General features: G+C 39.6%; 24 protein-coding genes and 1 CRISPR repeat array. All 24 genes read left to right on the top strand.

The features are described 5' to 3' along the window. Positions 1 to 4 precede the first annotated feature (4 nt). The 24 genes from RsY01_RS00660 to trxA all read left to right on the top strand — a co-directional run bounded on the left by RsY01_RS00660 (position 5) and on the right by trxA (position 24577). Positions 5 to 280 carry an autorepressor SdpR family transcription factor gene (locus RsY01_RS00660; protein ID WP_094783640.1) on the top strand — a complete coding sequence of 92 codons (276 nt, stop codon included), beginning with the start codon at positions 5 to 7 and terminating at the stop codon, positions 278 to 280. Then, entirely contained in the window at positions 270 to 896 is a 627-nt protein-coding gene (locus RsY01_RS00655) for a DUF1648 domain-containing protein (RefSeq protein WP_094783639.1), read from the top strand. The genes RsY01_RS00660 and RsY01_RS00655 overlap by 11 nt, the downstream gene beginning before the upstream one ends. 147 nt (positions 897 to 1043) lie before the next feature. Continuing rightward, the gene (locus RsY01_RS00650) at positions 1044 to 1355 is read left to right on the top strand and encodes a PadR family transcriptional regulator (protein ID WP_094783638.1); all 312 of its coding nucleotides are present in this window, start codon (positions 1044 to 1046) and stop codon (positions 1353 to 1355) included. After that, a complete protein-coding gene (locus tag RsY01_RS00645) occupies positions 1352 to 1948 on the top strand; it encodes a DUF1700 domain-containing protein (RefSeq protein WP_094783637.1) in 597 nt (198 codons plus the stop codon). Before RsY01_RS00650 ends, RsY01_RS00645 begins: the two co-directional genes overlap by 4 nt. Further along, the gene (locus RsY01_RS00640; RefSeq protein ID WP_094783636.1) at positions 1938 to 2717 is read left to right on the top strand and encodes a DUF4097 family beta strand repeat-containing protein; all 780 of its coding nucleotides are present in this window, start codon (positions 1938 to 1940) and stop codon (positions 2715 to 2717) included. Before RsY01_RS00645 ends, RsY01_RS00640 begins: the two co-directional genes overlap by 11 nt. Before the next feature lie 124 nt (positions 2718 to 2841). Continuing rightward, positions 2842 to 3402: a CvpA family protein gene (locus tag RsY01_RS00635; RefSeq protein ID WP_094783635.1), complete on the top strand. Its 561-nt coding sequence runs from the start codon at positions 2842 to 2844 to the stop codon at positions 3400 to 3402. Positions 3403 to 3410: 8 nt separating this feature from the next. Further along, positions 3411 to 5747, top strand: a complete 2337-nt coding sequence (locus RsY01_RS00630; RefSeq protein ID WP_094783634.1) for an endonuclease MutS2 — start codon at positions 3411 to 3413, stop codon at positions 5745 to 5747. Positions 5748 to 5950: 203 nt separating this feature from the next. After that, entirely contained in the window at positions 5951 to 8668 is a 2718-nt protein-coding gene (locus tag RsY01_RS00625) for a CRISPR-associated helicase/endonuclease Cas3 (protein ID WP_094783633.1), read from the top strand. Continuing rightward, entirely contained in the window at positions 8661 to 10352 is a 1692-nt protein-coding gene (locus tag RsY01_RS00620; RefSeq protein WP_094783632.1) for a type I-E CRISPR-associated protein Cse1/CasA, read from the top strand. The genes RsY01_RS00625 and RsY01_RS00620 overlap by 8 nt, the downstream gene beginning before the upstream one ends. Further along, positions 10349 to 10906, top strand: a complete 558-nt coding sequence (gene casB / locus RsY01_RS00615; protein WP_238594925.1) for a type I-E CRISPR-associated protein Cse2/CasB — start codon at positions 10349 to 10351, stop codon at positions 10904 to 10906. The genes RsY01_RS00620 and casB overlap by 4 nt, the downstream gene beginning before the upstream one ends. 21 nt (positions 10907 to 10927) lie before the next feature. After that, entirely contained in the window at positions 10928 to 11974 is a 1047-nt protein-coding gene (gene cas7e / locus RsY01_RS00610) for a type I-E CRISPR-associated protein Cas7/Cse4/CasC (RefSeq protein WP_094783631.1), read from the top strand. Between the two features lie 12 nt (positions 11975 to 11986). Further along, on the top strand, positions 11987 to 12700 hold the full coding sequence (gene cas5e / locus RsY01_RS00605) for a type I-E CRISPR-associated protein Cas5/CasD (protein ID WP_094783630.1): 714 nt from the start codon (positions 11987 to 11989) through the stop codon (positions 12698 to 12700). Further along, the gene (gene cas6e / locus RsY01_RS00600) at positions 12700 to 13341 is read left to right on the top strand and encodes a type I-E CRISPR-associated protein Cas6/Cse3/CasE (protein WP_094783629.1); all 642 of its coding nucleotides are present in this window, start codon (positions 12700 to 12702) and stop codon (positions 13339 to 13341) included. Before cas5e ends, cas6e begins: the two co-directional genes overlap by 1 nt. Next, on the top strand, positions 13342 to 14280 hold the full coding sequence (gene cas1e, locus RsY01_RS00595; RefSeq protein ID WP_094783628.1) for a type I-E CRISPR-associated endonuclease Cas1e: 939 nt from the start codon (positions 13342 to 13344) through the stop codon (positions 14278 to 14280). 6 nt (positions 14281 to 14286) lie between these two features. Beyond that, positions 14287 to 15198 carry a type I-E CRISPR-associated endoribonuclease Cas2e gene (gene cas2e, locus RsY01_RS00590; protein WP_094783627.1) on the top strand — a complete coding sequence of 304 codons (912 nt, stop codon included), beginning with the start codon at positions 14287 to 14289 and terminating at the stop codon, positions 15196 to 15198. Between the two features lie 13 nt (positions 15199 to 15211). Beyond that, a CRISPR array of direct repeats spans positions 15212 to 16826; the repeat unit is 29 nt; unit sequence ATATTACCCGCACATGCGGGGATGATCCT. A gap of 182 nt (positions 16827 to 17008) precedes the next feature. Beyond that, positions 17009 to 17317: a type II toxin-antitoxin system RelB/DinJ family antitoxin gene (locus RsY01_RS00585; RefSeq protein ID WP_094783626.1), complete on the top strand. Its 309-nt coding sequence runs from the start codon at positions 17009 to 17011 to the stop codon at positions 17315 to 17317. Further along, complete coding sequence (locus tag RsY01_RS00580) at positions 17310 to 17654, top strand: putative type II toxin-antitoxin system PemK/MazF family toxin (protein ID WP_094783625.1); 345 nt, start codon at positions 17310 to 17312, stop codon at positions 17652 to 17654. The genes RsY01_RS00585 and RsY01_RS00580 overlap by 8 nt, the downstream gene beginning before the upstream one ends. Positions 17655 to 18129: 475 nt before the next feature. Then, positions 18130 to 18300, top strand: a complete 171-nt coding sequence (locus RsY01_RS00575; protein WP_094783624.1) for a type II toxin-antitoxin system HicA family toxin — start codon at positions 18130 to 18132, stop codon at positions 18298 to 18300. A gap of 30 nt (positions 18301 to 18330) precedes the next feature. Next, the gene (locus tag RsY01_RS00570) at positions 18331 to 18723 is read left to right on the top strand and encodes a type II toxin-antitoxin system HicB family antitoxin (RefSeq protein ID WP_094783623.1); all 393 of its coding nucleotides are present in this window, start codon (positions 18331 to 18333) and stop codon (positions 18721 to 18723) included. Between the two features lie 58 nt (positions 18724 to 18781). Next, a complete protein-coding gene (locus RsY01_RS00565) occupies positions 18782 to 19039 on the top strand; it encodes a hypothetical protein (RefSeq protein WP_094783622.1) in 258 nt (85 codons plus the stop codon). A gap of 207 nt (positions 19040 to 19246) precedes the next feature. Beyond that, on the top strand, positions 19247 to 20806 hold the full coding sequence (locus RsY01_RS00560; RefSeq protein WP_094784213.1) for an ABC-F family ATP-binding cassette domain-containing protein: 1560 nt from the start codon (positions 19247 to 19249) through the stop codon (positions 20804 to 20806). A gap of 136 nt (positions 20807 to 20942) precedes the next feature. Beyond that, a complete protein-coding gene (locus tag RsY01_RS00555; RefSeq protein ID WP_094783621.1) occupies positions 20943 to 21644 on the top strand; it encodes an ABC transporter ATP-binding protein in 702 nt (233 codons plus the stop codon). Between the two features lie 4 nt (positions 21645 to 21648). Then, complete coding sequence (locus tag RsY01_RS00550; RefSeq protein WP_094783620.1) at positions 21649 to 24162, top strand: ABC transporter permease; 2514 nt, start codon at positions 21649 to 21651, stop codon at positions 24160 to 24162. A 97-nt stretch (positions 24163 to 24259) separates the two neighbouring features. Then, positions 24260 to 24577 (top strand): thioredoxin, encoded by a 318-nt coding sequence (trxA, locus tag RsY01_RS00545; RefSeq protein WP_094783619.1) that lies wholly within the window; start codon positions 24260 to 24262, stop codon positions 24575 to 24577. Positions 24578 to 24596: the final 19 nt, after the last annotated feature.

The following is a 24596-nucleotide window of genomic DNA, read 5'->3' as shown; positions in this document are numbered from 1 at the left end:
TCAAATGAGTTTGCAAGTGACCCTCAAGGCGATTTCAAATCCAGTTCGCAGAGACATCTTGACGCTGTTAAAATCAGGTCAATTATCCGCTGGTGAAATCAGTGACCAATTTGCCTTGAGCGGTGCCACGATTTCAAATCACTTGAAACAGCTCAAGACCGCCGATTTGATTCGTGAAAGCAAATATAAAAATTTTATCTATTATGAGTTGAATCTCAGTGTGTTTGAAGAAACCCTGTTGTGGTTGAAAGGTTTTACAGGAGAGACAAATGAAATTTAAAAAATTATTATGGCCAACAGTGGTTGGCTTACTGCCTATTTTGATAGGCTTAATACTCTATTCAAAATTACCAGAAAAAATGCCCATTCATTGGGGATTAGATGGTGAGCCTGATGGCTATGGTACAAAATGGATGGGGATATTATTTGTTCCCATCTTTATGGCTGTGATGAATCTCATCGTTCAATTCAGCCTACAAATTGCGCCCACAAAAAATGTCAAATTGGTAAACCTGATGAACTGGTTATTACCGATTCTTTCGCTAATGGTTCAATCTTTAATCCTGAGTGAATCGCTCGGTTATCACATGCCTATTGGTTTAATGACCATGATGATTGTGGGGATCATCTTTATCCTCTTAGGTAATGTTATCCCCAAAACCTCTCAAAATAATGTTGCTGGCTTTCGTTTTCCTACGACGCGACGTAATTCAGATAATTGGCAAAAAACCAACCGTTTAGGTGGCATCATGTTAGTGATTTCAGGCATTTTGCTGCTGATAGGTGGGATTATCAGTATGTGGTATCCCATGGTTGTTATCCTAATCTTTATCGTCATTTCAGTTTTAATTATCCTAGTACCCTTATGCTATTCGATTAGATTAGCTCGAAAATGACGGTTTATCACGTCGTCAACTTAAAAATAGTTCAAATAATTGATTTTGAACTGTTTTTTTTACTTTCAGTCATGTTAATGCTTGACAAGATACTATTTATAATATAGTATAATGGTATATCATAAATAGTATAGAAAGGTATATCATATGACGATTCAAATACCAACAGGTTTATTGGATGCTAGTGTGCTTGCGATGCTGGACACCCAAGATATGTATGGCTATCTCTTGACCAAAGAGATTCAAAAACACGTCAATGTGTCTGAATCCACCATGTACCCAGTTCTGCGCCGTCTACAAAAAAATGGTGATTTAATCACCTACGATGAAGCCTTTGAGGGACGTATGCGGCGATATTATCAAATCACACCCTTGGGCAAAAAGCATTTAGCGGAGATTAAGCAGGAGTGGCAAGCCTTTTCGGCAGGCATCAATGAGATTTTAGGAGGAGCGCTATGAGTTATTTACAGGATTTGGCGGTTAATTTGAAGGCCTTACCCGAGGCTGAAATCAGGGATGCCATGCTCTATTATGAGCAGTATTTGGAGGATGGTCAGTTGACGGATGGTCAGGCGGTGTCGGAGTTTGGGACGCCTAAAAATCTGGCACGTCGTTTAGTCGCGGATTATTACATGGACGAGGCGCGTGATGTGCCAGTAGAAAATCAGAAATCACCGCTTGGTTTGGCTAAAATCATCATTCTAGCCTTGCTGGCTTCGCCGATTTTAATTCCTGTTGCGATGACGGTTATCGCGCTCATTTTCGCCATCGTTGTGACCTTTGCGACACTCGCCTTTTCACTCATCGTAACCCTTGGGGCGCTTGGCGTTGGGGCTATTATCAGTATCATCGGTGGGCTTATTATCTTGACCCAGTCAGTCCTAGGGGGTCTATTTTACATCGCAGTTGGGCTCGCGATTGCAGGTGGTGTTATGCTCCTTTGGCCCGCCGTTGCGGCAATGGTAAAAGGCTTAAAGCAAGGTGTGTTCGTGATGATTCGTTGGATTGGCAAGAAAACGGTGGGCAGAAAAGGGGTACAGCATGACGCATAAAAGAAAGATGATGATTGGGGCGCTCTTGCTCATCTTGGGGACGCTAGCAGCCCTTGTGATTTGGCAGTTTGAAAAGCCAGGGAGCCTAGTTTGGGAAAATGGCTTTCAATATCAGATGCAACAAACCATGATGGGCAAGACCTATACGCATGACCTGCCTGCAGATGCTTCAAAAATAACAGCCCTTGAGATTAATGTTAAAGATACGGCGGTTAAAGTCATCCAAGGTGACAAATTTGAAGTGACAACACACAGCCTATCGTCCAAAAATAGCAGTAAAGTTAGCTTTGATCAGGGTCGATTAACAGTTCAAGATAGCGGGAGTGAACATACTATCCTAAATTTTGGCTTAGGATTTGTCACCAACCCCACCCAAATGATCATTCGCATACCGAAGACACAGGATTTGGTCACTCTCGTTGTTAAAAGTCGCAATGGAGAGTTAGAGTTTGACCATATTGCCAGTCAAACAGCAGAAATCACGGCAGGAAATGGGGAGATGACCTTTGAACATTCTGAGTTTGACACTTTAAGGGCGACCAGCGTCAATGGTGATATTCAGCTAAAACAGACAGAGATTGCCCATGGTGGAAAAATTACCAACCAAAATGGCGATATTGCAATCAAAGCCAGTCGTCTGCCAGCATTTTATGCCAAAACAAGATGGGGAGATAAAGAGCTTGATACACCTCATCAATTAAGCCAAACCAGTCAAAGTGAGGCTAAATTAATCATCATCAATCAGAACGGAGATCTTGAAATTGAATAATTAACGTTAAAAGTTTGAATTGCTGTTGCGTGATTCAAACTTTTTAAGTTTAGCCCGGTCTGTTTTGATGCGGTGCTGATGTCGGGAAGTCACATATCCTAGCCTTTTGTGGTATAATAATGCTATGATTATCACGATTTTAATTTTAGCGCTTTTAGTCTGGGCTTTTATGGTTGGGCACTCGCGTGGTCTTGCACTGCAAGGCTTCTACACGCTAGGCTCATGGGTGGCGATTTTTATCGCCCTCACAAATTATCAAGCCTTAGGCAAAAAAATAACGTTGTGGGTGCCATTTGCTTCCGCCACTTCTGATAGCAAGCTCGCTTTCTATTCTTCAAAACTGCTCTTTGAAGTCGACCATGTTTTTTATGCCGTGCTGGCATTTATGGTCATTTTTCTTGCAGTCTATGGGATTATGCGCCTAATCGGTATCTTCCTCGGCGCCCTTGAAAATAAAATCATCCTCGGTCAAACAGGTAATGTCATAGCAGGTGCTTTGGCGGTTTGCTGCGTTTATCTTGTGTTGTCACTCGTCTTGATGGTCTTGTCGACAATGCCCATTCCCATGGTGCAAAATCACTTGTCGGCAAGCGGGCTAGCCCGCTTCATGCTAATGCACACACCATTTTTCTCTGCTTGGTTACGAGAAACCTTTATCACACAGATCACACACATTAAAATATAGAAATCACGATGAATAAAAAAATACTAGACATTTTAGAGTTTGATCAGATTAAAGCGCAAGTTGCGCAGTCCTTATCGACATCACAAGGTCAGACTGAAATGGCACATCTATCGCCCATTTCTGACAAAGTGCGCATCCAGAAATGGTTTGACGAACTGTCAGAATTTGGTGCGATTGTTCAAGAAAATGGTCCAGTCCCCTTGTCCAATACAGCAGATTTGACGGAAATTCTCCGCCGAATTGAGTTGGATGCCAGTCTCGCCAGTCAAGAATTTGCGAAAATCAAAAAAGTTCTGCGTTTAGCCAATGAAACGCGGCGTTTTTTTGAGCAAGCCGTTAATGTCAGCTTTCCAGTTCTAGGTCAGACCCTTGATAAATTTGTAGATGTTGCTTATCTTTTAGGCATTTTACAAGTCATTGATGCTGCCGGCGCGCTTTCCGATACCGCATCAGATAAACTCTATACCTTGCGCCAAAATATCAAAAAAGGTGATGCGGAAGTCAAGAAAATTCTGGCTGAACTCCTCTCCAAATCTCAGGCTAACTTGACTGAAAGTATTATTACCATTCGCCAAGGCAGGCCTGTTTTGGCTGTCAGAAGTGATAGTAAAAATAAAGTACCCGGGATTGTCCATGATATGAGCGCCTCAGGTCAGACTTTTTATATCGAACCCAATCGTGTTGTCCAGCTCAATAACGACATCGCCCAAAAGAAGATTGAAGAGAAAAATGAAGTCGCGCGTATCTTGCGGGAACTAGCTGAAGCAATTAAGCCACATCTTAACGATATTCGCCAGAATACTTGGCTAATCGGACAGATTGATCTCATCAATGCCAAGTATCGTTATCAGGTTGCCCAAAAAGCGACAGTGCCGCTTATTTCTGACCATAAAGCCATTAAGCTTTATGCCGCAAGACACCCCTTGATTGATCCCAAAGTCGTTGTCGCCAATGACCTCTTTTTCGACCAGACACTTGAAACGATTGTCATCACTGGCCCCAATACCGGTGGTAAAACGATCACCCTGAAAACACTGGGTGTCGCACAGTTGATGGCGCAGTCTGGCCTGCCGATTCTGGCTGATCTGGGCAGTCAAGTCGGGATCTTCACTGAAATCTTCGCTGACATCGGCGACGAGCAGTCGATTGCCCAAAGCCTGTCGACCTTCTCAAGTCACATGACCAATATCGTTAAGATTTTGGATCAGGTGGATGCCAAGAGCCTTGTCCTCTTCGACGAACTCGGTGCAGGAACCGACCCTAAAGAGGGCGCAGCCCTAGCGATTTCAATCCTAGACTTTCTCAAAAGCAAACACGCGAAAACGCTAGCCACCACCCATTATCCCGAGTTAAAAGCCTATGGGGTCGAATCAGACGGTGTGGAGAATGCCTCAATGGCCTTCGATTTGGATAACTTCCGCCCAACCTATCGTTTGGTTCAAGGTGTACCTGGACGCTCGAATGCGCTGGAAATTTCGCGGCGGTTAGGCTTGCCAACTCAGATTTTGGCGGAAGCAGCAGGCTTTTTGACCGAGGACGAACACGATGTCAACGTCATGATCGCCTCGTTAGAACAAAAAAATCAAGAGATGACCGAGTCAGCGAGACAGATTAAGGTGCTGGAAAAAGACAATGAGCTTCTGCACCACGATTTAACGCGGGCACTCGAGACCTTTAACCGCGACCGCGAAAAAGAGCTCAATAAAGCGCGCCAAGAAGCGCAAGATATTGTTAAAGTGGCGGTTGAAGAGGCGGACAATATCCTGAAAAATTTACAGGAAAAATCGCTTTTAAAACCGCATGAAATCATCGATGCCAAGCACCAATTAGGCGAGTTAGCACCTGAAATTGTCGACTTATCGAAAAATAAAGTCCTCAAAAAAGCCAAGGCCAAACGTGGGCTTAAACCCGGTGTTGAAGTCTTGGTGCTGTCCTATAATCAACGTGGCAATCTGGTCAGACTGGCAAAAGACGGTCGCTGGGAAGTTCAAATGGGCTTGATTACAACCAAGCTCTCAGAAGCCGAGTTTGAGCCGATTGAACCAGAAGAAATCGTTAAGAAAACAAAAACCAAGACGGTCAAAAAGACGGTTACTTCTAATATCAAAGCCCAGCTTGATCTGCGTGGCGTCCGCTACGAGGAAGCCCAAAAAATGTTGGATGACTATATGGATCAGGCGCTGCTTGCCAATCTTCATCAGATTACGATTGTCCATGGGATTGGGACGGGTGTGATTCGGGATATGGTAAGAGAGTACCTGCAACGGTCGCGTCATGTCAAGTCTTATACCTATGCGCCGCAGAATGCTGGGGGGAGTGGGGCTAGTATTGTGACCTTGAAATAGAGCGTATTGAAAATGCTGAGGAATCAGTGTTTTTTTATTTGACCAATTATTAAATGTTTTACTTTTTTGAAAAATTGTATTTATATAACACTTTTTAAATTTAAAATGTTATAATTGTGGTAAAAATAACTAGTGTCTATCTGTATATTAAACAGTTTATCAAATAGCTTTTTTGAGAATTATATTAAGGGGATTTGCTTTGTATGAATCATTTATGGGCAAAGAAGGTTGAAAAAGATGGTGACTTATATTGGTTACCACTTGCTCAACATCTCAATGATACGGCAGCAGTCATTGGTTTGTTGTGGGAACACTGGTTAAGTAAAGGGCAAAAAAATTTAGTCATTTCTAGTGTTGGTGACGAGGAAAAGGCTAAGAATGTGACACAACTATTGGGCTATCTTCACGATCAGGCCAAGTGTACACCAGCTTTCCAGACTAAAAAAAGTTATAGCAGATCAGATGACTTAGATAAACAATTACTAGAAAAATTGGAAAAAGAAGGTTTTATTGGTATCTCAACACTATCTTTAACCAATCCGACTAAATCAGTTCATGCTCTAGCGGGACAAGCTTTACTTGAATCTTATGGTGTCAACCAAAGCTTTTCATCTATTATCGGCGGGCATCATGGCAAACCAGTTGAAAGTAGCCATGATGTCAGTGTTCAGCTAGAAAGCTATGAAGCTAATTATTTTCAAAATGAAAAAGAAGCAGACCCTATTCACCAAAAATGGAAAGTGCTTCAAAAAGAAATCTTTAATGAAGGTCTAGCCAAATTTGATTTCAAAGATTCTAGAGCTATACCCGAATTATCTCAAAGTGCTTGTGTTATTTTAGAAGGTTTGCTTATCATGGCTGACTGGATTGCTAGTAATGAGGCGTACTTCCCGTTAATTGGTATTGACGAAGATGATAGCGCTATCAGTCAAGAAGAACGGATTCAAACAGGATTTAAGAAATGGTTTAAAACATGTATATGGCAGCCTGAAGATTTTGATGATGTTGTTACATTATATAAAGATAGATTTGGATTTGAACCCAGAGATGTGCAAGCAAAATTATCGGAATCAATCCAACAAGCTAGTGAACCAGGTATTTTTATCTTAGAAGCGCCTATGGGAGTGGGTAAAACTGAAGCAGCCTTAGTCGCGATTGAGCAGCTAGCTCTAAAAACTGGTCGTTCGGGTATGTTTTTTGGATTACCGACGCAAGCAACTTCAAATGGTATATTTCCAAGGATAAAAGAGTGGTTAGCCAATATAACTGAAGATGCAAAACAAAATCAATCTTTAGAGCTGTTGCATGGCAAGGCAGCGCTTAATGATGAATTTGATAAAATTCCTAAGGCTCAAGGAATTGATATTGATGGTGAAGAGAATGGAACGATTGTCACTAATGAATGGTTTCATGGTAGAAAAACGGGTATTTTAGATGATTTTATTGTCGGGACAGTTGATCAATTTTTATTAAGCGCTTTAAAGCAAAAACACTTGGCTTTACGGCATCTTGGGCTGAGTAAAAAAGTAGTTGTGATTGATGAAGTGCATGCTTATGATGCCTACATGGGGCAATTTTTGTATCAAGCCATCCGATGGATGGGAGCTTATGGCGTGCCAGTAGTCATTTTATCGGCAACTTTACCAGGTGAGCGTCGGGAAGAATTAGTTAAAAATTATTATCTTGGAACTGGTAAAAAATGGAAAGATGCAGTTAAACCAGATAATTTAGCTATACAAAATGCCTATCCTTTAATTACTTATAGCGATGGTAATAAAATTGAACAGGTCACCCAATTTGAAAAACAAGAGGGTTATCAAGTTGAAATCCATAGACTAGACGATAATGAACTATTAGGCACATTGGAAGGCTGTTTATCTGGTGGTGGAATTGCGGGTATCATTGTTAACACGGTTAGGCGCGCACAAGAACTCTATCATTTAATCAGCAATCAATTTGGTCTGGAGAATGTCGAGTTGCTTCATTCGAGTTTTATAGCGACCCAACGCGTTAATAAAGAGACAAATCTCATGTCTAAAATTGGAAAAAATGCCATAAGACCTGATAAAAAGATAATCATTGGCACACAGGTGATTGAGCAATCTTTAGATATTGATTTTGATATATTATTTAGTGATTTAGCGCCTATGGATTTACTCATTCAGAGGATTGGGCGTTTACATCGACATGAGATTAAACGACCCGAGAAGCTGACTATTCCGAAGTTTTATGTACTTGGAACAAGTCAAACATTTGAATTTAATTCTGGCTCAAAAGCAGTGTATGGTGATTATTTGTTAATGAGAACGCAACACTTTTTACCAGAGCAAATTCGCATTCCTTCTGATATTTCGGTACTCGTTCAAGAAACATATGCGAAAGATGAAATAGATTTAGGTGAGGACTATCTAAAAGCAAAGAATGATCAAGAAGTCTTCTTAGATTGTAAAGAACAAAGAGCTAAAACATTTAGACTTAGTAACCCGAACAAACCTAATAAAGGTAATTTAATTGGTTGGTTAAATAATCCTAATCCGGATGATAGAGAAGAAAGAGGCAGTGCTCAGGTTAGGGATTCTTCAGATAGTATTGAAGTAATTGTAGTTAAGAAAACAAAAACGGGTATTTCTTTAGTTGACGAGGATAATGATCTTGATCTTTCAATTGATGCGAAAAGGCTGGCAACAAATACGATTCGTTTGCCACAAGCTTTGTCTACTATTCGGATGATTGATAAGACCATATCCGAACTTGAAATATATAATAAAAAGAAACTTTTTGATTGGCAAATACAGTCTTGGTTAAAAGGTTCATTGGGGATTATTCTGGATGAAAATAATCAATTTTTACTCAATGGTTATAGATTGACTTATGATTTACAACTTGGATTAACCTATGAAAAGGAGGAAGTGAATGGCTGAATTTAATTTATTAGACGAACCTTGGATAAGTGTGATGACGGATGATAAAGGAACCACCGAGGAAGTCTCGTTAAAAGAACTGTTTGAGCATGCTCATGACTATAAAAGTTTAGCAGGAGAAACGCCAACGCAGGATTTTGCAATATTACGCTTATTGCTAGCGGTTTTGCATACTGTGTTTTCACGCTTTGATGCAGATGGTGAGCAATATGAATGGGTGGCACTTGATGATAACTATAGGCAGACTAAAACCGTAGATAAAGATGATGACGGTGATGATTATCAAGATGCTTTGCTAGATACTTGGCGAAAATTATGGGAAGCAAAAGCATTTCCCGAAATCGTTGGTGAATATCTTGAAAAATGGCGAGATCGATTTTATTTGTTTGATAGTGATTATCCGTTTTATCAAGTGACAGAAGATACGTTGAAGTTACCCGGAAATAAAGCTAAAGTTAATCACATTTCTGGAAAGACAATCAAACGAACACTTTCTGAAAGCGAAAATAAAATCATTCTTTTTTCGCCAGAACATGACGATGTAAAAAACAAGTTAAGTAAAAGTGAAGTAGCAAGATGGCTCGTTTTATACCAAGGTATTACAGGGACGGGAGATAAAGTAAAATTTGCTAATCAAGATAAAAATCAAAAACTTTCCAAAGGTTGGCTTTATGATCTAGGTGGTGTATATGTATCAGGTGAAAATTTATTTGATACTTTATTGCTAAATTTAGCATTAATTCATCCTGAAGAACAATATATTCAGGTACAAAAACCAATTTGGGAAGAAGATAGCAATGAGAAGATGCTATATCGTTTTAGAGAAGGGAGAAAGCTTGATAATCTTGCGGCACTCTATACTAATTGGAGTCGTGCAGTAACAATTCCTAACGATTTTAAAGAAAATCAAGATTTTAGTGTTTCCATTATAAAGTTACCGGAAATCGATCACCAAAATAATTTTTTAGAGTTAATGACTGAATGGCGTTTTAATAAAACTGGGGACAATAAAGACACGTTTACGCCTAAAAAGCATAGTTTAAATGAGCAGTTTTGGCGGTCATTTGGTATTACTTTCACACCTAACAATTCAGCTCAAAGACGACCTGGGATAATTGAGTGGCTGATTTACTTGGAAGATAAAAAAATCTCATTAAAACATCAGAAGTTTAATGCAGTTAGCATGGAAGATGACGGGAATGCAACTTCTTGGAATCCAATAAATGAGATTTTTGATAACGTTAGCTTTGGCAATATTATATCGGATGCAACTGATGGATGGCTAAATTCTATTTCAAATGAAGTAGATAAAATAAAAAATGTGATGGATGGGGTTCTCTGGACATTTGCTAATGATATTAAAGCGATTAGAAATCTCAATTCGAATGAATTTGCTAATCGCGTCAAGCAAGAAGCTTATTTTCAAGTTGATATGCCATTTCGAGATTGGCTTTCAAGTATCCAACCTGATGATAGTAAAGAAGAAAAAATTAAAGAATGGCGTGCTACATTACGAACGATAATTAAAAAGGAAGCACAGAAATTAGTTAATTCAGCTGGGAATCGTGATTTTATTGGCATAGAAGATGGTGCACATGTAAAAAATATTTTTACAGTTTATAATCGATTTAATTGGAAATTAAATGAGCATCTACCTAAAGAAAAGGAGGAAGAAAGCAGATGATAGACACGGTTTTTAATGTCACTGGTCGCATTATAATGCGATTAGTAAATACAACTCAGACGAATTCGGGTAAAGCGACTTTAGCTCGATTACGTCAGTCCATTGGCAAAAATTTAGCTCAAACAGTAGAGGTTTGGCCGGAAGTCTTTGCTGAATTACCAGAAGCATTTTTAAGTCGTACAGGGGAACCAACCAGAGAAGAAAAGGCGATTTTTACAAGTTTACAATTCTATGCCTTGCATCAGCAAGGTAAAAGTGAGAGTGTTAATTTTCCGGATAGCAAGGACAACATCGGACAGTCATTAAAATCTTTACGGAGTAAAGATGATTCAAAAGCAATTGACCGAAGGTTTAATGCTATGATTGCATCAAGTACATTTGAAGAACTAAGTAATCATCTCAGACACTTGATTAAGTTATTGAAAAAAGGTAATGCAAAAATTTCTTACGCACAATTAGCCGATGATTTGTTTTGGTATCAAAATGGATCTGAGGATAGGGTAAAATTGCGTTGGGGTCAAAGTTACTATTCAAATATAAAAAAAGAAAAATAAACAAATAATAAGGAGAAAATCATGACAAATCATAACCTATTTTTAGACATTCACGTAATTCAAGCCGTTCCTCCCTCAAATATCAATCGAGATGATACGGGAAGTCCCAAAACTGCACAATATGGTGGTGTGACACGTGCACGAGTGAGTTCTCAAAGTTGGAAAAAAGCGATGAGAGATTATTTCAATGCAAATGGTACGGATGCGAATGTTGGTATTCGGTCACTAGATATTATTAAGTATATCGCAAATAAAATTCAAGATAAAGATTCGAATAAAAAGGATGATGATGCAATTAAACTGGCAAGCGAGATTTTGGATAAAGCGGGTGTAAAATCAAAAGATAATCGTTTGAAGGCACTTTTCTTTATGGGATCAGATCAAGCAGAGAAATTGGCTCAAGCTGCTATTGATGGCATCGTTGATAAAAAAGAATTACATGCTATTTTGAAAAACAATCCGGCTATTGATATCGCTTTATTTGGTCGTATGGTTGCTGATGATAAATCTCTAAACGAAGACGCATCTGCTCAAGTAGCACACGCTATTTCAACACATGCTGTCCAAACGGAGTTTGATTATTTTACTGCGACTGATGATTTGTCTCCTGCAGATAATGCAGGAGCTGGTCATTTAGGAATAATTGAATATAATTCATCTACACTATATCGTTATGCTAATGTTGCTGCCCATGAATTAATTAAACAACTCGAAAATAAAGAAGCGACTGTAAATGCTTTGATATTATTTGTTGAATCATTTGTAAAATCAATGCCGACTGGCAAAGTCAATACCTTTGCCAATCAAACACTGCCAAGTGCAGTTGTTGTGACTTTGCGCGGCGATAGACCCGTAAATTTAGTAACTGCTTTTGAAACGCCAGTTAAAAATGATGATGGTTATATTAATCGTTCAATTGAGCAACTGGAAAAAGGATTAAAAGATGCTCAAACATTTGTGGATACACCGTTATCGACGTTATCAATTGGTTTAAAAGAAAATAACCAAACTGATTTTAATGCTTTATTGGGACAATTAGGTAAAATTTTAGACGAAAATTTGAAATAGGGAGGTTGAAAAATGACAACCATCTTATTAAAGTTAGCTGGTCCCTTACAGGCATATGGCATTGATTCACACTTTGAAACTCGTCAAACACAGCGTTATCCATCTAAAAGTGCCATAATTGGTATAATAGCAGCTAGTCTTGGTTTTCGACGCAATCAAGATGATGAAATTCAAATGCTTAATCAGTTGGATTTTGTGGTTAGAGTCGATCAACCAGGTGAACTCTTACGTGATTTTCATACAGCACATGCCATAAAAAAAGACGGGAGTCCTAATCGTACCTATGTAAGTCATCGATATTATCTACAAGATGCTGTGTTTATTATTGCGATTAGTGGAGAAGAAACAGTGATACAAAAAGTTGCTAAAGCGCTGAAATCGCCTTACTTTCAACCATTTATGGGGCGACGTTCTTTACCGTTGAACAGTGATTTTTTCATGTGTGAAGTTGATGAAACACCAATTACAGTATTGAAAAATTTAGAGTGGCAAGCGGCAAAATGGTATCAAAAAAAGAACAAAAATGTTTCTCAACTTGACCTATATGCAGATGCGAATTTGTTAGATAGCGGAGAAATTCTAATGCCACGAGATCGTGTCATCTCATTTTCTCAAGAAAAAAGACAGCACGGTTTTAGGCCTATCAAACATATCCGTATTTCAGTGATAAAAAAAGAAATAGCAACGACGCATGATGTGTTTTCAGCTATTGAAGGAGGTTTGTGATGTATTTATCGCGAGTAGAAATTGATACTAAAAACCGCCAAAAAATGCGTGATTTAACACATGTAGGTGCTTATCATGCATGGGTAGAGGACAGTTTTCCAAATCAAATTTTTAACGAAAATGGTCATTTTCCACGTAAGCTATGGCGTATTGACAAAATCAATCAAAAGCAATATTTGCTTTTAGTTAGTGAAGAAAAACCTGAACTTGAAAAGTTAGAAAAGTATGGCGTTAATCAAACAGGTCAAAGCAAAAATTATCAGCCTTTTATTGATAAGCTAAAAGTTGGAGAAAAAGTTCGTTTTAGACTTGTTGCAAATCCAGTTATTTCTAAATTTATACCAGGTCAACGTGGTCGTGTCATGCCACACGTGACAATTGAACAGCAGGAACAGTTTTTAATTGCGAGATCTAAAAAGAATGGCTTTATGCTTAAGGAAGGTGAGTTTTCAGTAGTAAATCATGAATTTGTCAATTTTAAGCACAAATCTGGAAAAACACCTAGATTAAGTAAAACAACTTATGAAGGTAATCTTACAATTACGGACATCGATAAATTTAAAACATTATTAGTCAAGGGATTGGGTAAGAAAAAAGCATATGGATTTGGATTAATGACTGTTATTCCCATAGGTGATTAAATGAAAAAACAGATTGGTGCAAAGAAGACGGAGCTACAAGAGCTACCGCGTGTTAGCGATCGGGTTACTTTTATTTATATTGAGCATGCAAAAGTGAATAAACAAGATTCTGCGATAACTGTTTTAGATTCACGTGGCACCGTAAGAATTCCAGCTGCTATGACGAGTGTCTTACTGTTTGGTCCAGGAACTGATGTCACGCATCGCGCAATGGAATTAATAGGAGATACGGGTACAAGTGTAGTGTGGGTAGGTGAACGAGGCGTTCGTCAGTACGCTCACGGTCGGGCACTATCACATTCGAGTCGCTTTTTGGAAAAACAAGCGAAATTAGTTAGTAACACGCGTACAAAACTTAACATAGCTAAAAAAATGTATCAAATGCGTTTTCCAGATGAAGATGTTTCAAGTCTAACCCTTCAGCAACTACGTGGTAGAGAAGGTGCGAGAATTAGAAGTATTTATAGAAAACAGTCGAAAAAATATCAGGTAGAATGGTCTGGTCGTGACTATAATCCTGATAACTTTGAAGACGGAACGGTTATTAATCAAGCGCTTAGTGCTGCTCATGTTGCATTGTACGGTGTATGTTATAGCGTTATGGTTGCATTGGGAATTTCTCCAGGTCTTGGATTTGTTCACGTTGGGCACGATCTGTCTTTTGTTTATGACATCGCTGACCTCTATAAGGCACAAACGACTATTCCAATCGCTTTTGAAGTAGCATATGAATTTGATAAAGAAGATGATATTGGTGGGATTACAAGGCGACGTGTAAGGGATGCGTTCGTTGATGGTAAAATCATGCAACAAATTGTAAAAGATTTACAATATCTACTGGAAATTCCTGAAATGGAAACAATAGAAGCAGATATTATCAATCTTTGGGATGATAAAGAAGCACATGTTAAACATGGTATCAATTACAGTGAGGGGTGATACATTATGCCAATGACTGTTATTACTGTGACAAATGCTCCGCCAAAACTTCGTGGAGATTTAACTAAATGGATGCAAGAAATTTCAACAGGCGTTTATATAGGTAATTTTAATTCGCGCGTGAGGGAAAAGCTATGGAAGCGTGTCACAGAAAGTGTTGTAAGTGGTCAAGTGACAATGAGTTATTCAAGTCGAAATGAACTAGGTTATGATTTTGACACATTTCAAACTAACCGAGTAAATATTGATTACGATGGCTTACCATTGGTATTATCTCCAAATTTACATCATGATGATAATCATTTGAAGTTCGGATATAGTAATGCCTCAAAATATCATCAAATTAAGAAGTTTGCTAAACAAAAGCCTTCTTTAACCAATACATCATTAAGTTATGTTGTATTTGATTTGGAAACAACGGGTCTTAATTCAAAGAGTGATCAAATTATTGAGATTGGTGCTGTTAAAGTTGAAGGGGAAATGAGAACAGAGTTTCAAATTTTGATATCATATGAAAAACAGTTACCGAAATATATTGAAGAACTTACTGGTATAACTGATGAGTTGCTTTTGAAAGAAGGTCAGGAAATAGGAAAAGCAATGAAGGAATTTGCCAAATTTGTCAGGGATAGTCCACTAGTTGGCTATAATGTTGATTTTGACAAGAGTTTTATTCAAAGCGCAAATAAGAAATATGATATTTCAAATTTTGATCATCATCAGTTTATAGATTTGATGAAATTTGTCAAGAAAGAAAAGATGTTTCTTGGGAATTATAAACTTCAAACAGCACTAAAAGCTTATGAGATTTTTGAAGATGTGCCACATCGAGCATTAGAGGATTCAAAGTTGATGGCTGAATTAGCAACAAAAGTGAATGGATTTCAAAATTTTTTGAAAAAAGACGTTGAAAAGTAAGGGATCGATTAGTATATTACCCGCACATGCGGGGATGATCCTATGACAATCGGAAAACCTTTTACTATATCGCCATATTACCCGCACATGCGGGGATGATCCTACAAGATACTATCCAAATATTGTACTCTGACCATATTACCCGCACATGCGGGGATGATCCTATTATTGTTAGACACAAAGAGAGATTAGTATAATATTACCCGCACATGCGGGGATGATCCTATCTGGTTTATCCTTTCGATCATATACTGCAAATATTACCCGCACATGCGGGGATGATCCTGGTGACGCAAACTTTAAATTTGATAAAGTTACATATTACCCGCACATGCGGGGATGATCCTGATGATGGAACTGTTATGAAAGAGTACATCAGATATTACCCGCACATGCGGGGATGATCCTGGCACGTATGATAAACGAAACTGGTGTCATGGATATTACCCGCACATGCGGGGATGATCCTAAAAGGAGTGGTATCCTCTTATTTGGGTATTTATATTACCCGCACATGCGGGGATGATCCTGGCACTCGCTTAAACCAACTGAGGTAGTCAACATATTACCCGCACATGCGGGGATGATCCTATATTGACAACTACACAAAAAGGGGGGGAGCCATATTACCCGCACATGCGGGGATGATCCCACGATACAATGCCTTCTGTTTCGATACATACTATATTACCCGCACATGCGGGGATGATCCTATATGGTCGCCAAATTTAAGCTCTCCAGAGCTATATTACCCGCACATGCGGGGATGATCCTTCATTGCGGTTGAAAAATTGATTTCTGTATAAATATTACCCGCACATGCGGGGATGATCCTTGATAGAGAAGTATTTAAGTCAGAATCCTCAAATATTACCCGCACATGCGGGGATGATCCTATCATCTGTCATTGATGAAGATAAAATATCAGATATTACCCGCACATGCGGGGATGATCCCGATTTCTCATTTGATAGTGTTTCTGGCTTTGAATATTACCCGCACATGCGGGGATGATCCTGCTGGTTCTGTAATTGTTGGAAGTTTAATAGAATATTACCCGCACATGCGGGGATGATCCTCAACGTCAAGTCGATTATGTGCAGTTTGAAACATATTACCCGCACATGCGGGGATGATCCTGGCGCAGCAGTCGTTGTTGATCATGGATTTGAATATTACCCGCACATGCGGGGATGATCCTATCTGATTTTAATGAAATTTTGGTCATATCAAATATTACCCGCACATGCGGGGATGATCCTGATTGGCAACATTGTATAAATAACGTTTATAAATATTACCCGCACATGCGGGGATGATCCTACAAGTGTGTCATCTAGCTTAAAATCTCTGTCATATTACCCGCACATGCGGGGATGATCCTGATGAACTTCTCGTCGCCATGAAAGTGTCCGAATATTACCCGCACATGCGGGGATGATCCTAGTCTTAATAATGCTATGTTTGTTATAAAAACATATTACCCGCACATGCGGGGATGATCCCGGGTAGGCTTACTGTCGTTATTATCACGATCAATATTACCCGCACATGCGGGGATGATCCTCGCAAAGGAGTTATATTGAGACAATTATATCAATATTACCCGCACATGCGGGGATCTTCTATTTGTTTCTTGTGAAAATTACAATAGACATTATGTCTGTTGTAAACTATCTATAAGAGTTTTCCGTACTCATTTTCTTTTATAGATGGTTTAGAGCAGATAATTTTTAATTTAAATTGAAAACATTTACTAACATATAACCACAATTTGTGATATAATAAAGTTAGTTAAGGAGGATATGTTATGACTACTATACAAATTTCTACAAGAGTTGATGATAAAATAAAAGATATGGCTCAAAAAGTTTTCGAGCGCCAAGGTCTTGATGTTTCAACTGCTCTTAAAATGTTTATTACTAAAACAGCATACGAACAAGAAGTGCCGTTGTCTTTAAAAAATAGTGAGACTACTATTCCTTATCCTGCTGATTGGTTTACTGAGGGTAGAATAGAGACTAGAAAAAATATTACTGATTTAGCTTTCCAAAATTCTCAAATTCAAAAACTAGATTTATCTAAAAAAGAGGATATAAAGGATTTTTTTGATGACTAAAGATATTAGAGAGCATAGTATTATGATTGCTAATCTAGCGTATAACGAAGGCAGGGAGTTTGGTTCAAAGACCAGACCTGCCTTTGTTTTGAAGTTTGATGACCAGATTATTAGTTACTTTAACATTACAAGTCAATACAGTTCGAAATCTGAATATTATCAATCTAAATATTTTGAAATTAAAGATTGGGCTTATTCAGGTTTAGATAAGCCATCCTGGATTGATACTTTTAAAATTAGACAGGTTGAAGAAGAATATGTTGTGATAAATTTTGTAAGCTATCTTTCTGCTAAAGATGAAGCTAGATTTATGGATTTTTTGGCAAATATAAAGTGATCATCACTAACTAGAGAAATCTAGTCTTTTTTATTTGAAACCAGATAACAAATTCGTTATCTGAAAACAGCTAATTTAGTAAGTCGGTGTAGAGTGTCTGACACCCTGTCCGATTACGCATGGTATAATATTACCCGCACATGTGGGGATGATGACGAAGACCAAAAGGCTAAGTAACGGTTGGTGAGGTTAAAAAGAAAATCTTATCTTTCTTTAAATCGCTTATGACCATGCAGTAGCCTTCAATTTAATGGGCTGACGGATTCGAGCGGTGAAAGTTTTGGATGCTGATAGCAAAATCGAAACGGATGCGCGTGAGGCTGTTGTCGATTTAGCTGACTTTATTAATGCGTTATAAGGAAATATCACAGAAATGTGATGTTTTTTATATTTACACGCATTTTTTACGTGCAAACACTTGACTACGTGATTAATACGTGATATAATGATGACATAAGGTAAGGAAAGGCAGAGCATGAAGAAAAGAGATGTAGAGAAAAAGTTTAAAAAAGGTGGTTGGTGGCTCAAACGTCACGGTGGCAATCATGATGTCTGGACTAACGGCGAAAGGGAAGAACAAATCCCGCGCCATCCTGAAATTAACGAACGGCTTGCAAAAGCTATACTCAAACGCAACGGGCTGTAAGTAGCCCATGACCTGAAAGGAGGTCTTTTGATGTCTCATTCAATCGCATTCCCAACGGTCATCAGTTTTGATGACCAAGAAAAATCTGATTATAAATATCTTGTTTATATTCCTGACCTTGACGGCTATACGCAAGGTGTCAGTCTTGCTGATGCCATTGTGATGGCAAGAGATTACATCGGTACTTTCTCATTGGATCATCCTTTGCCGGAGGCAGGACAAGTCAGCTTTAAGGCTGAGGATTCTGATGTTGTCACTTTGGTTGATATTGACCCTGACAGATATAGACGAGAGCTAGATAAAACGCCAGTCAAGAAAACTTTAACAATTCCTTCGTACCTCAATGATGCAGGTATTAATGAAGGGCTGAATTTTTCTCAAACACTTGCGGATGCCATCAGAGATAAGCTACACTTAGCTTAACTATCGTTAAATAAAGAAGCGTGATAATATATTTCGAAATCACGGAAGGAGGTAAGCAATGTCTAAAAAACAAGCTGCATGGCTCAGAGTTTTAGTGTTGGTTGCAATAATTGCTATCTATATTTTAGCAACTATTAAACTTTATAATACGTACGGCGATTTGATAATTGGCATGATATTTGCAGCATGGTTATTTTTCCCAGCTTTACCTGTTATAGGTTGGTTGATAGTAGGTGTTATGTTATATGTGTTGATAAAAGTAGCAATTACGAGTTTAATTAAGACATATGACACCTACAATGTATTTGATATGTAGTAGTTTTAAAAAGTCCTATTTTTAGGGCTTTTTTGTTTTACACTAAAGTTATAAATAACCAACTAGCAATTCGGTAACTATATATACTTAAATTAGCCTGAAGTCAGTATTAATCTCCCAAAATTTCTCCATATCTTCCCCATTCCAAAAAATTCTGTTAAAATAGAGAAAGCAAACTTGGAAACAGATGGAGAAACAAAAGCAAAGATGAGTATATTAACCGTTCAAAAACTGAGCCATGGCTTTGGCGATCGTGCGATTTTTGATGATGTCAATTTTCGCCTATTAAAGGGCGAACATATCGGCTTTGTCGGGGCAAATGGTGAGGGTAAGTCAACCTTCATGAATATCATTACTGGCAACTTGCAGCCAGACGAAGGCAAAATCACTTGGTCAAGCAAACACCGGGTCGGTTATATGGATCAGCACGCGGCGCTTGGTAAAGGGAAAACGACGCGTCAAGCCTTATCAGAAGCCTTCCAGTATCTCTTGGACGCTGAAAGCGAGATGAACGACATCTATGCACGTATGGGTGACATGTCTGATGATGAGATGACCACAGCTCTTGAAAAAGCAGCGGACTTGCAAGATACTTTAGACAATTCAGATTTTTATCTGATTGATGCTAAGGTTGATGAAATCGCGCGTGGTTTGGGTCTTGGTGACTTACTCGATAAAGATGTGGCGGATCTCTCAGGTGGTCAACGCACTAAAATCCTGCTCGGTAAACTCTTACTTGAAAAACCAGACATTCTGCTCCTAGACGAGCCGACCAACTACCTCGACGAAGAACACATTACCTGGCTGAAAAATTACTTGCAAACCTATGAAAATGCCTTTGTCTTGATTTCTCACGATGTTGACTTCATGAACGACGTCATCAATATCGTCTACCATGTCAACCAGCAGAAAATCGACCGTTATGTGGGCGATTACCACAATTTCGAGCGCCTCTTCGAGGAGAAGAAAAAACAGCTGGCTTCACTGGCGGATGCCCAACAAGCTGAGGCGGCGAAACTCAAAGAGTTCATCGCCAAGAAAAAAGCCAATGTCGCAACATCTGGTCAGGCTAAGGCGCGCCAGAAGAAGTTGGACAAGATGACCTTTGTCGAGACCATTCAGGAAAAGGCCAAGCCGAGTTTTGACTTCAAATTAGGCCGCACATCTGGCAAGTTGATTTTTGAAGCCAAGGATTTAGTTTTGGGCTATGACGCGTCAGAACCGCTTTCTAGCCCGATTAATATGCTAGTGGAACGTGGTCAGAAAGTCGCCTTCACAGGCTCGAACGGTATCGGAAAATCAACTTTACTCAAATCTTTATTGGGGGAAATTCAACCCTTATCAGGCGAAGTCATACAGGGCGAGTTCCAAATCATTGGCTATTTTGCGCAGGAAGACAAAACGCCGAGCCAAAAAACAGTTTTGGACGACTACTGGGATGAGTTTTCAACGCTCAATCAAGCCGAAGTGCGTGCAGCCCTAGCTAGATGTGGCCTTGGCACCAAGCAAATCGAGAGTCGCGTCTACGTCTTATCTGGTGGTGAGCAGTCTAAACTTCGCCTCGGTAAAATCATGAACCATGAGTCTAACATCCTGGTCATGGACGAGCCGACCAATCACCTGGATGTGGATGCTAAAGACGAGCTCACACGCGCCCTTCAGGCCTATAAAGGCACCATCCTCATGGTCAGCCACGAACCCGAATTTTACCAAGACATCGCAACCGACATTATCAACTGTGAAGACTGGACGACCAAGGTTGTCTAATGAAGTAAGACGCAAGTCTTATTTTTTGTCTCAAAAACGCCTCCTGCCTGAAATGGTTGACAAATAGCCATAATGCCCTATAATTTAAAGTAAGTCATATGAATGAAAACGGTTTAGATGAAGATAGAGGTTAAAAATGGCATATATAGCATTTAACGATATTGTAAAAACTTACCAAATGGGAGAGATCAGTATTCAAGCCCTAGACCATGCCCAGTTTGAGATTGCGCAAGGCGAGTTGGTCTGTATTTTAGGGCCTTCGGGTGCTGGTAAAACCACAGCACTGAATATCTTGGGTGGTATGGATACCGCCACCAGTGGTCAAGTTTTGGTCGATGGTGTTGACATCACACAGCTGAAAAATAAAGCGCTGATTAACTACCGCCGAAATGATATCGGTTTTGTTTTCCAATTTTATAACCTAATTCAAAATCTAACTGCACTTGAAAATGTAGAAATGGCAGTTCAATTAACCAAAGATTCCTTTTCACCAGCAGAAACACTTGAAAAAGTCGGCTTAGCTGCGCGTCAAAATAATTTTCCAGCCCAACTCTCAGGTGGTGAGCAACAACGGGTCGCCATTGCGCGAGCGCTGGCAAAAAATCCCAAATTGCTCTTATGTGACGAACCGACTGGTGCGCTAGATTATCATACGGGCAAACAAATTCTGTCTTTACTTGTGGACACCTGTCGACAGGAAAAAATCACCGTCATCATCATCACGCATAATAGTGCCATCGGTCAAATCGCTGATAAGGTTATCAAATTTAAAAATGGTCGCGTTGAGGCCATCCAAAAAAATGATCAGCCTCTAGCAGTTGAAGCAATAGAGTGGTAAGCCGATGAAAAATAAATCTCTCATCATCAGTAGTTGCCGTAAGATGACCCAGTCGTCTAAACGTTTTATTTCTTTGCTTTGTATGGCGCTGTTGGGTGTCGGTTTTTATGCGGGCATTAGCTCGACTTCTCAGGATATGCTGTCGACTTTAGACACTTATTTAGATCAAACCCAGGCTTATGACTTGCAAATTCAGTCTACGCTGGGGTTGAGCAAGTCAGATGTTGCAAGTCTTGAAAAATTAGCGGACATCGACAGTGTTCAAGGGATATACGCAAAAGATGCGCTCATTGAGCCAGCCGTTCCCCAAAAAACAGCGACTAAAAATGATGAGACCGCCATTGCCAAAGTCATGGGTCTGCCCCAGAAGCGCAATCAACTCACGCTAGTCAAAGGTCGTTTGCCCCAAAAAGACAGTGAAATTGTCGTCGAGGCAGGCTATTTAACGAAAAATAAGGTCAAGATTGGCGAGTCAATCAAAATGACTGATCCAGAGTTGACCCAATCAACTTTCAAAATCGTGGGCACGGTTAAAAGTCCGCTTTATTTTTCTAAGGTTCATCGGGGTACGACGACGCTTGGAGATGGTAAAATCGACTACTTTATGTATGTCAAATCCAGCGTGTTTAAGCAGGAGGTCTATAGTGCGATTGCGCTGACGGTCAAAGGTGCCAAGCAAGAGATGACAAGCCAGACGGTTTATTTGGACAAAATTTCAGCAGCTAAAAAAGAAGTTGAGCGCATTAAAAGGGCGCAAGAAAAGCAGCGGTTTGAAACTGTCTATGCAGACGACCTGACGCCAGCTGCCTTAGCGTCGGGACAGGTCAAGCGCGATAGCTTGCCACCTGCCAAATGGTACATCACTGACCGCCAAGATGATGCGGGCTATAAGGATTTCATTGATGCAACCAAAAGTATCGCCAAAGTCGGGCGTGTTTTCCCAGTCGTCTTTTATGTGATTGCAGTCTTGATTAGCCTTGTCTCCATGGCGCGAATGGTGGAAGAAGATCGAAGTGAGATTGGCACGCTAAAAGCTCTAGGCTTTTCAAATGCTGCGATTGCCTTGAAATATGTCCTCTTTTCACTTGTCGCAACCTTGGTTGGTGGCGTGATTGGCATGGTCATCGGGCTGAACCTCATTCCCCGCCTCATCTGGAATATCTACACGACGCTTTTTGCCATACCGAAATTCATCGTGCTTTTCCAGCCTGGCTATTGTCTCACAGGACTTGCGATTGCGCTGATTTGCATTTGTGGTGGCGCCCTAATCGCTGTTTACCGTGAACTCATTTACACGCCTAGCATTCTGATGCGCCCCAAAGCGCCCAAGGCTGGCAAGCGCATTTTGCTTGAGTACGTGCCTATCATGTGGAACAGGTTCAGTTTTTCAAATAAAATCGTCATGCGTAACCTCTTTCGCTATAAAACACGAGCGACCGTGACGATTTTAGGCATTGCAGGTTGTACCGCCCTGATACTCGCAGGATTTGGACTCAAAGACGCCATCACAGATATTGTAAATTATCAGTATGACCATGTGTTCAGATACGATAAACTCGTGGCCCTAAAAGCAAGTACAGATGACAAGACACTGCTAAATGCTTTATCGCAAGATGAACAAATCGCCCACATAGCCAATATATCGATGGCAACAAAAGAAGTGTCAAGCCACGGTAAAGCCTATGATGTCACAGTCGTCGTCCCAGATGATAGGACAACTTTCAAACAAGTCATCAGCCTAAACGACATTAACCAAGATAAACAAGTCGTTCCCTTGACAGGGAACCAAGCCATTGTCAGCCAAAAACTCGCCAAGCTATTAAAGGTTAAAGAAAAGGATACGATTACCTTCAAAGATAATCGAGACCAGACACATCAGATAAAAGTCGGCAAGATTGTGGAAAATTATATCCAAAATTATGTTTACTTGCCTAAAAGCGTTTCTCAAGATATTTTTGGTACTTATGAGACCAATATCATCGCGATTAAACTGAAAGACAAATTATCGGCGCAAGCTGACCAAAAGTTTGATGCTGCGCTTATGACCCATCCGTCAGTCGCAAATGTCATTAATTCTAAAACAACAGTAACCATGATTAATGACACCATGACCTCACTCAATCTTGTCGTCTTGATTTTAATTGTCTCCTCAGCGATTCTGGCTTTTGTCGTCATGTATAATCTGGCAACGATTAATATCAGCGAGCGCAAACGTGAGATTGCCACGCTGAAAGTCCTCGGCTTTTATCATCAGGAGACAGATGCTTATATTACCAAAGAAAATACGATTTTCACCCTCGTCGGGATTATTCTCGGCTTGATTAGCGGTGTTTATCTGTGTCATTTCATCATCAGCACCTGTGAAACAGACACCTTGATGTTTGTTTCACATGTCAATACCATTAGTTTTGTTTTTGCGACATCCTTGACGGTTTCGTTCACGCTGATTGTCAATATCATCACGCATTTTAGCCTGAAGAAGATTGATATGATTGACGCTTTGAAGAATATAGAATAATAGTTTTGCGCTGCCACACAATTTATATGCAAATTTCAAGACAAAGCTTAAAAATTAAGGTAAAATAGAGCTAATCAAACAAATAGAGGTGATCATAATGGCAGTAGAAGTAACAGATGCAACTTTTCAAGAAGAAACAAAAGATGGCATCGTACTTGTAGATTTCTGGGCGACATGGTGTGGACCTTGTCGCATGCAAGCACCGATTCTTGACCAACTTTCAGAAGAACTGGACGAAAGCGAACTCAAAATCGTGAAAATGGATGTGGACGAAAACCCAGCAACACCACAATCTTTTGGTGTGATGAGTATTCCAACCCTTCTTTTCAAAAAAGATGGCGAAGTGGTCAAACAAGTTGCAGGTGTGCATACTAAAGAACAAATCAAAGGGATTTTGGCAGAACTTAATGCCTAATCCATTAAAGTCTAAGTGC

The organism is Pseudolactococcus reticulitermitis (genome assembly GCF_002260845.1).
GTDB lineage: Bacteria > Bacillota > Bacilli > Lactobacillales > Streptococcaceae > Pseudolactococcus > Pseudolactococcus reticulitermitis.
Note: the sequence above shows the minus strand (reverse complement) of the source record. Positions and strands in the feature narration are given on the sequence as shown.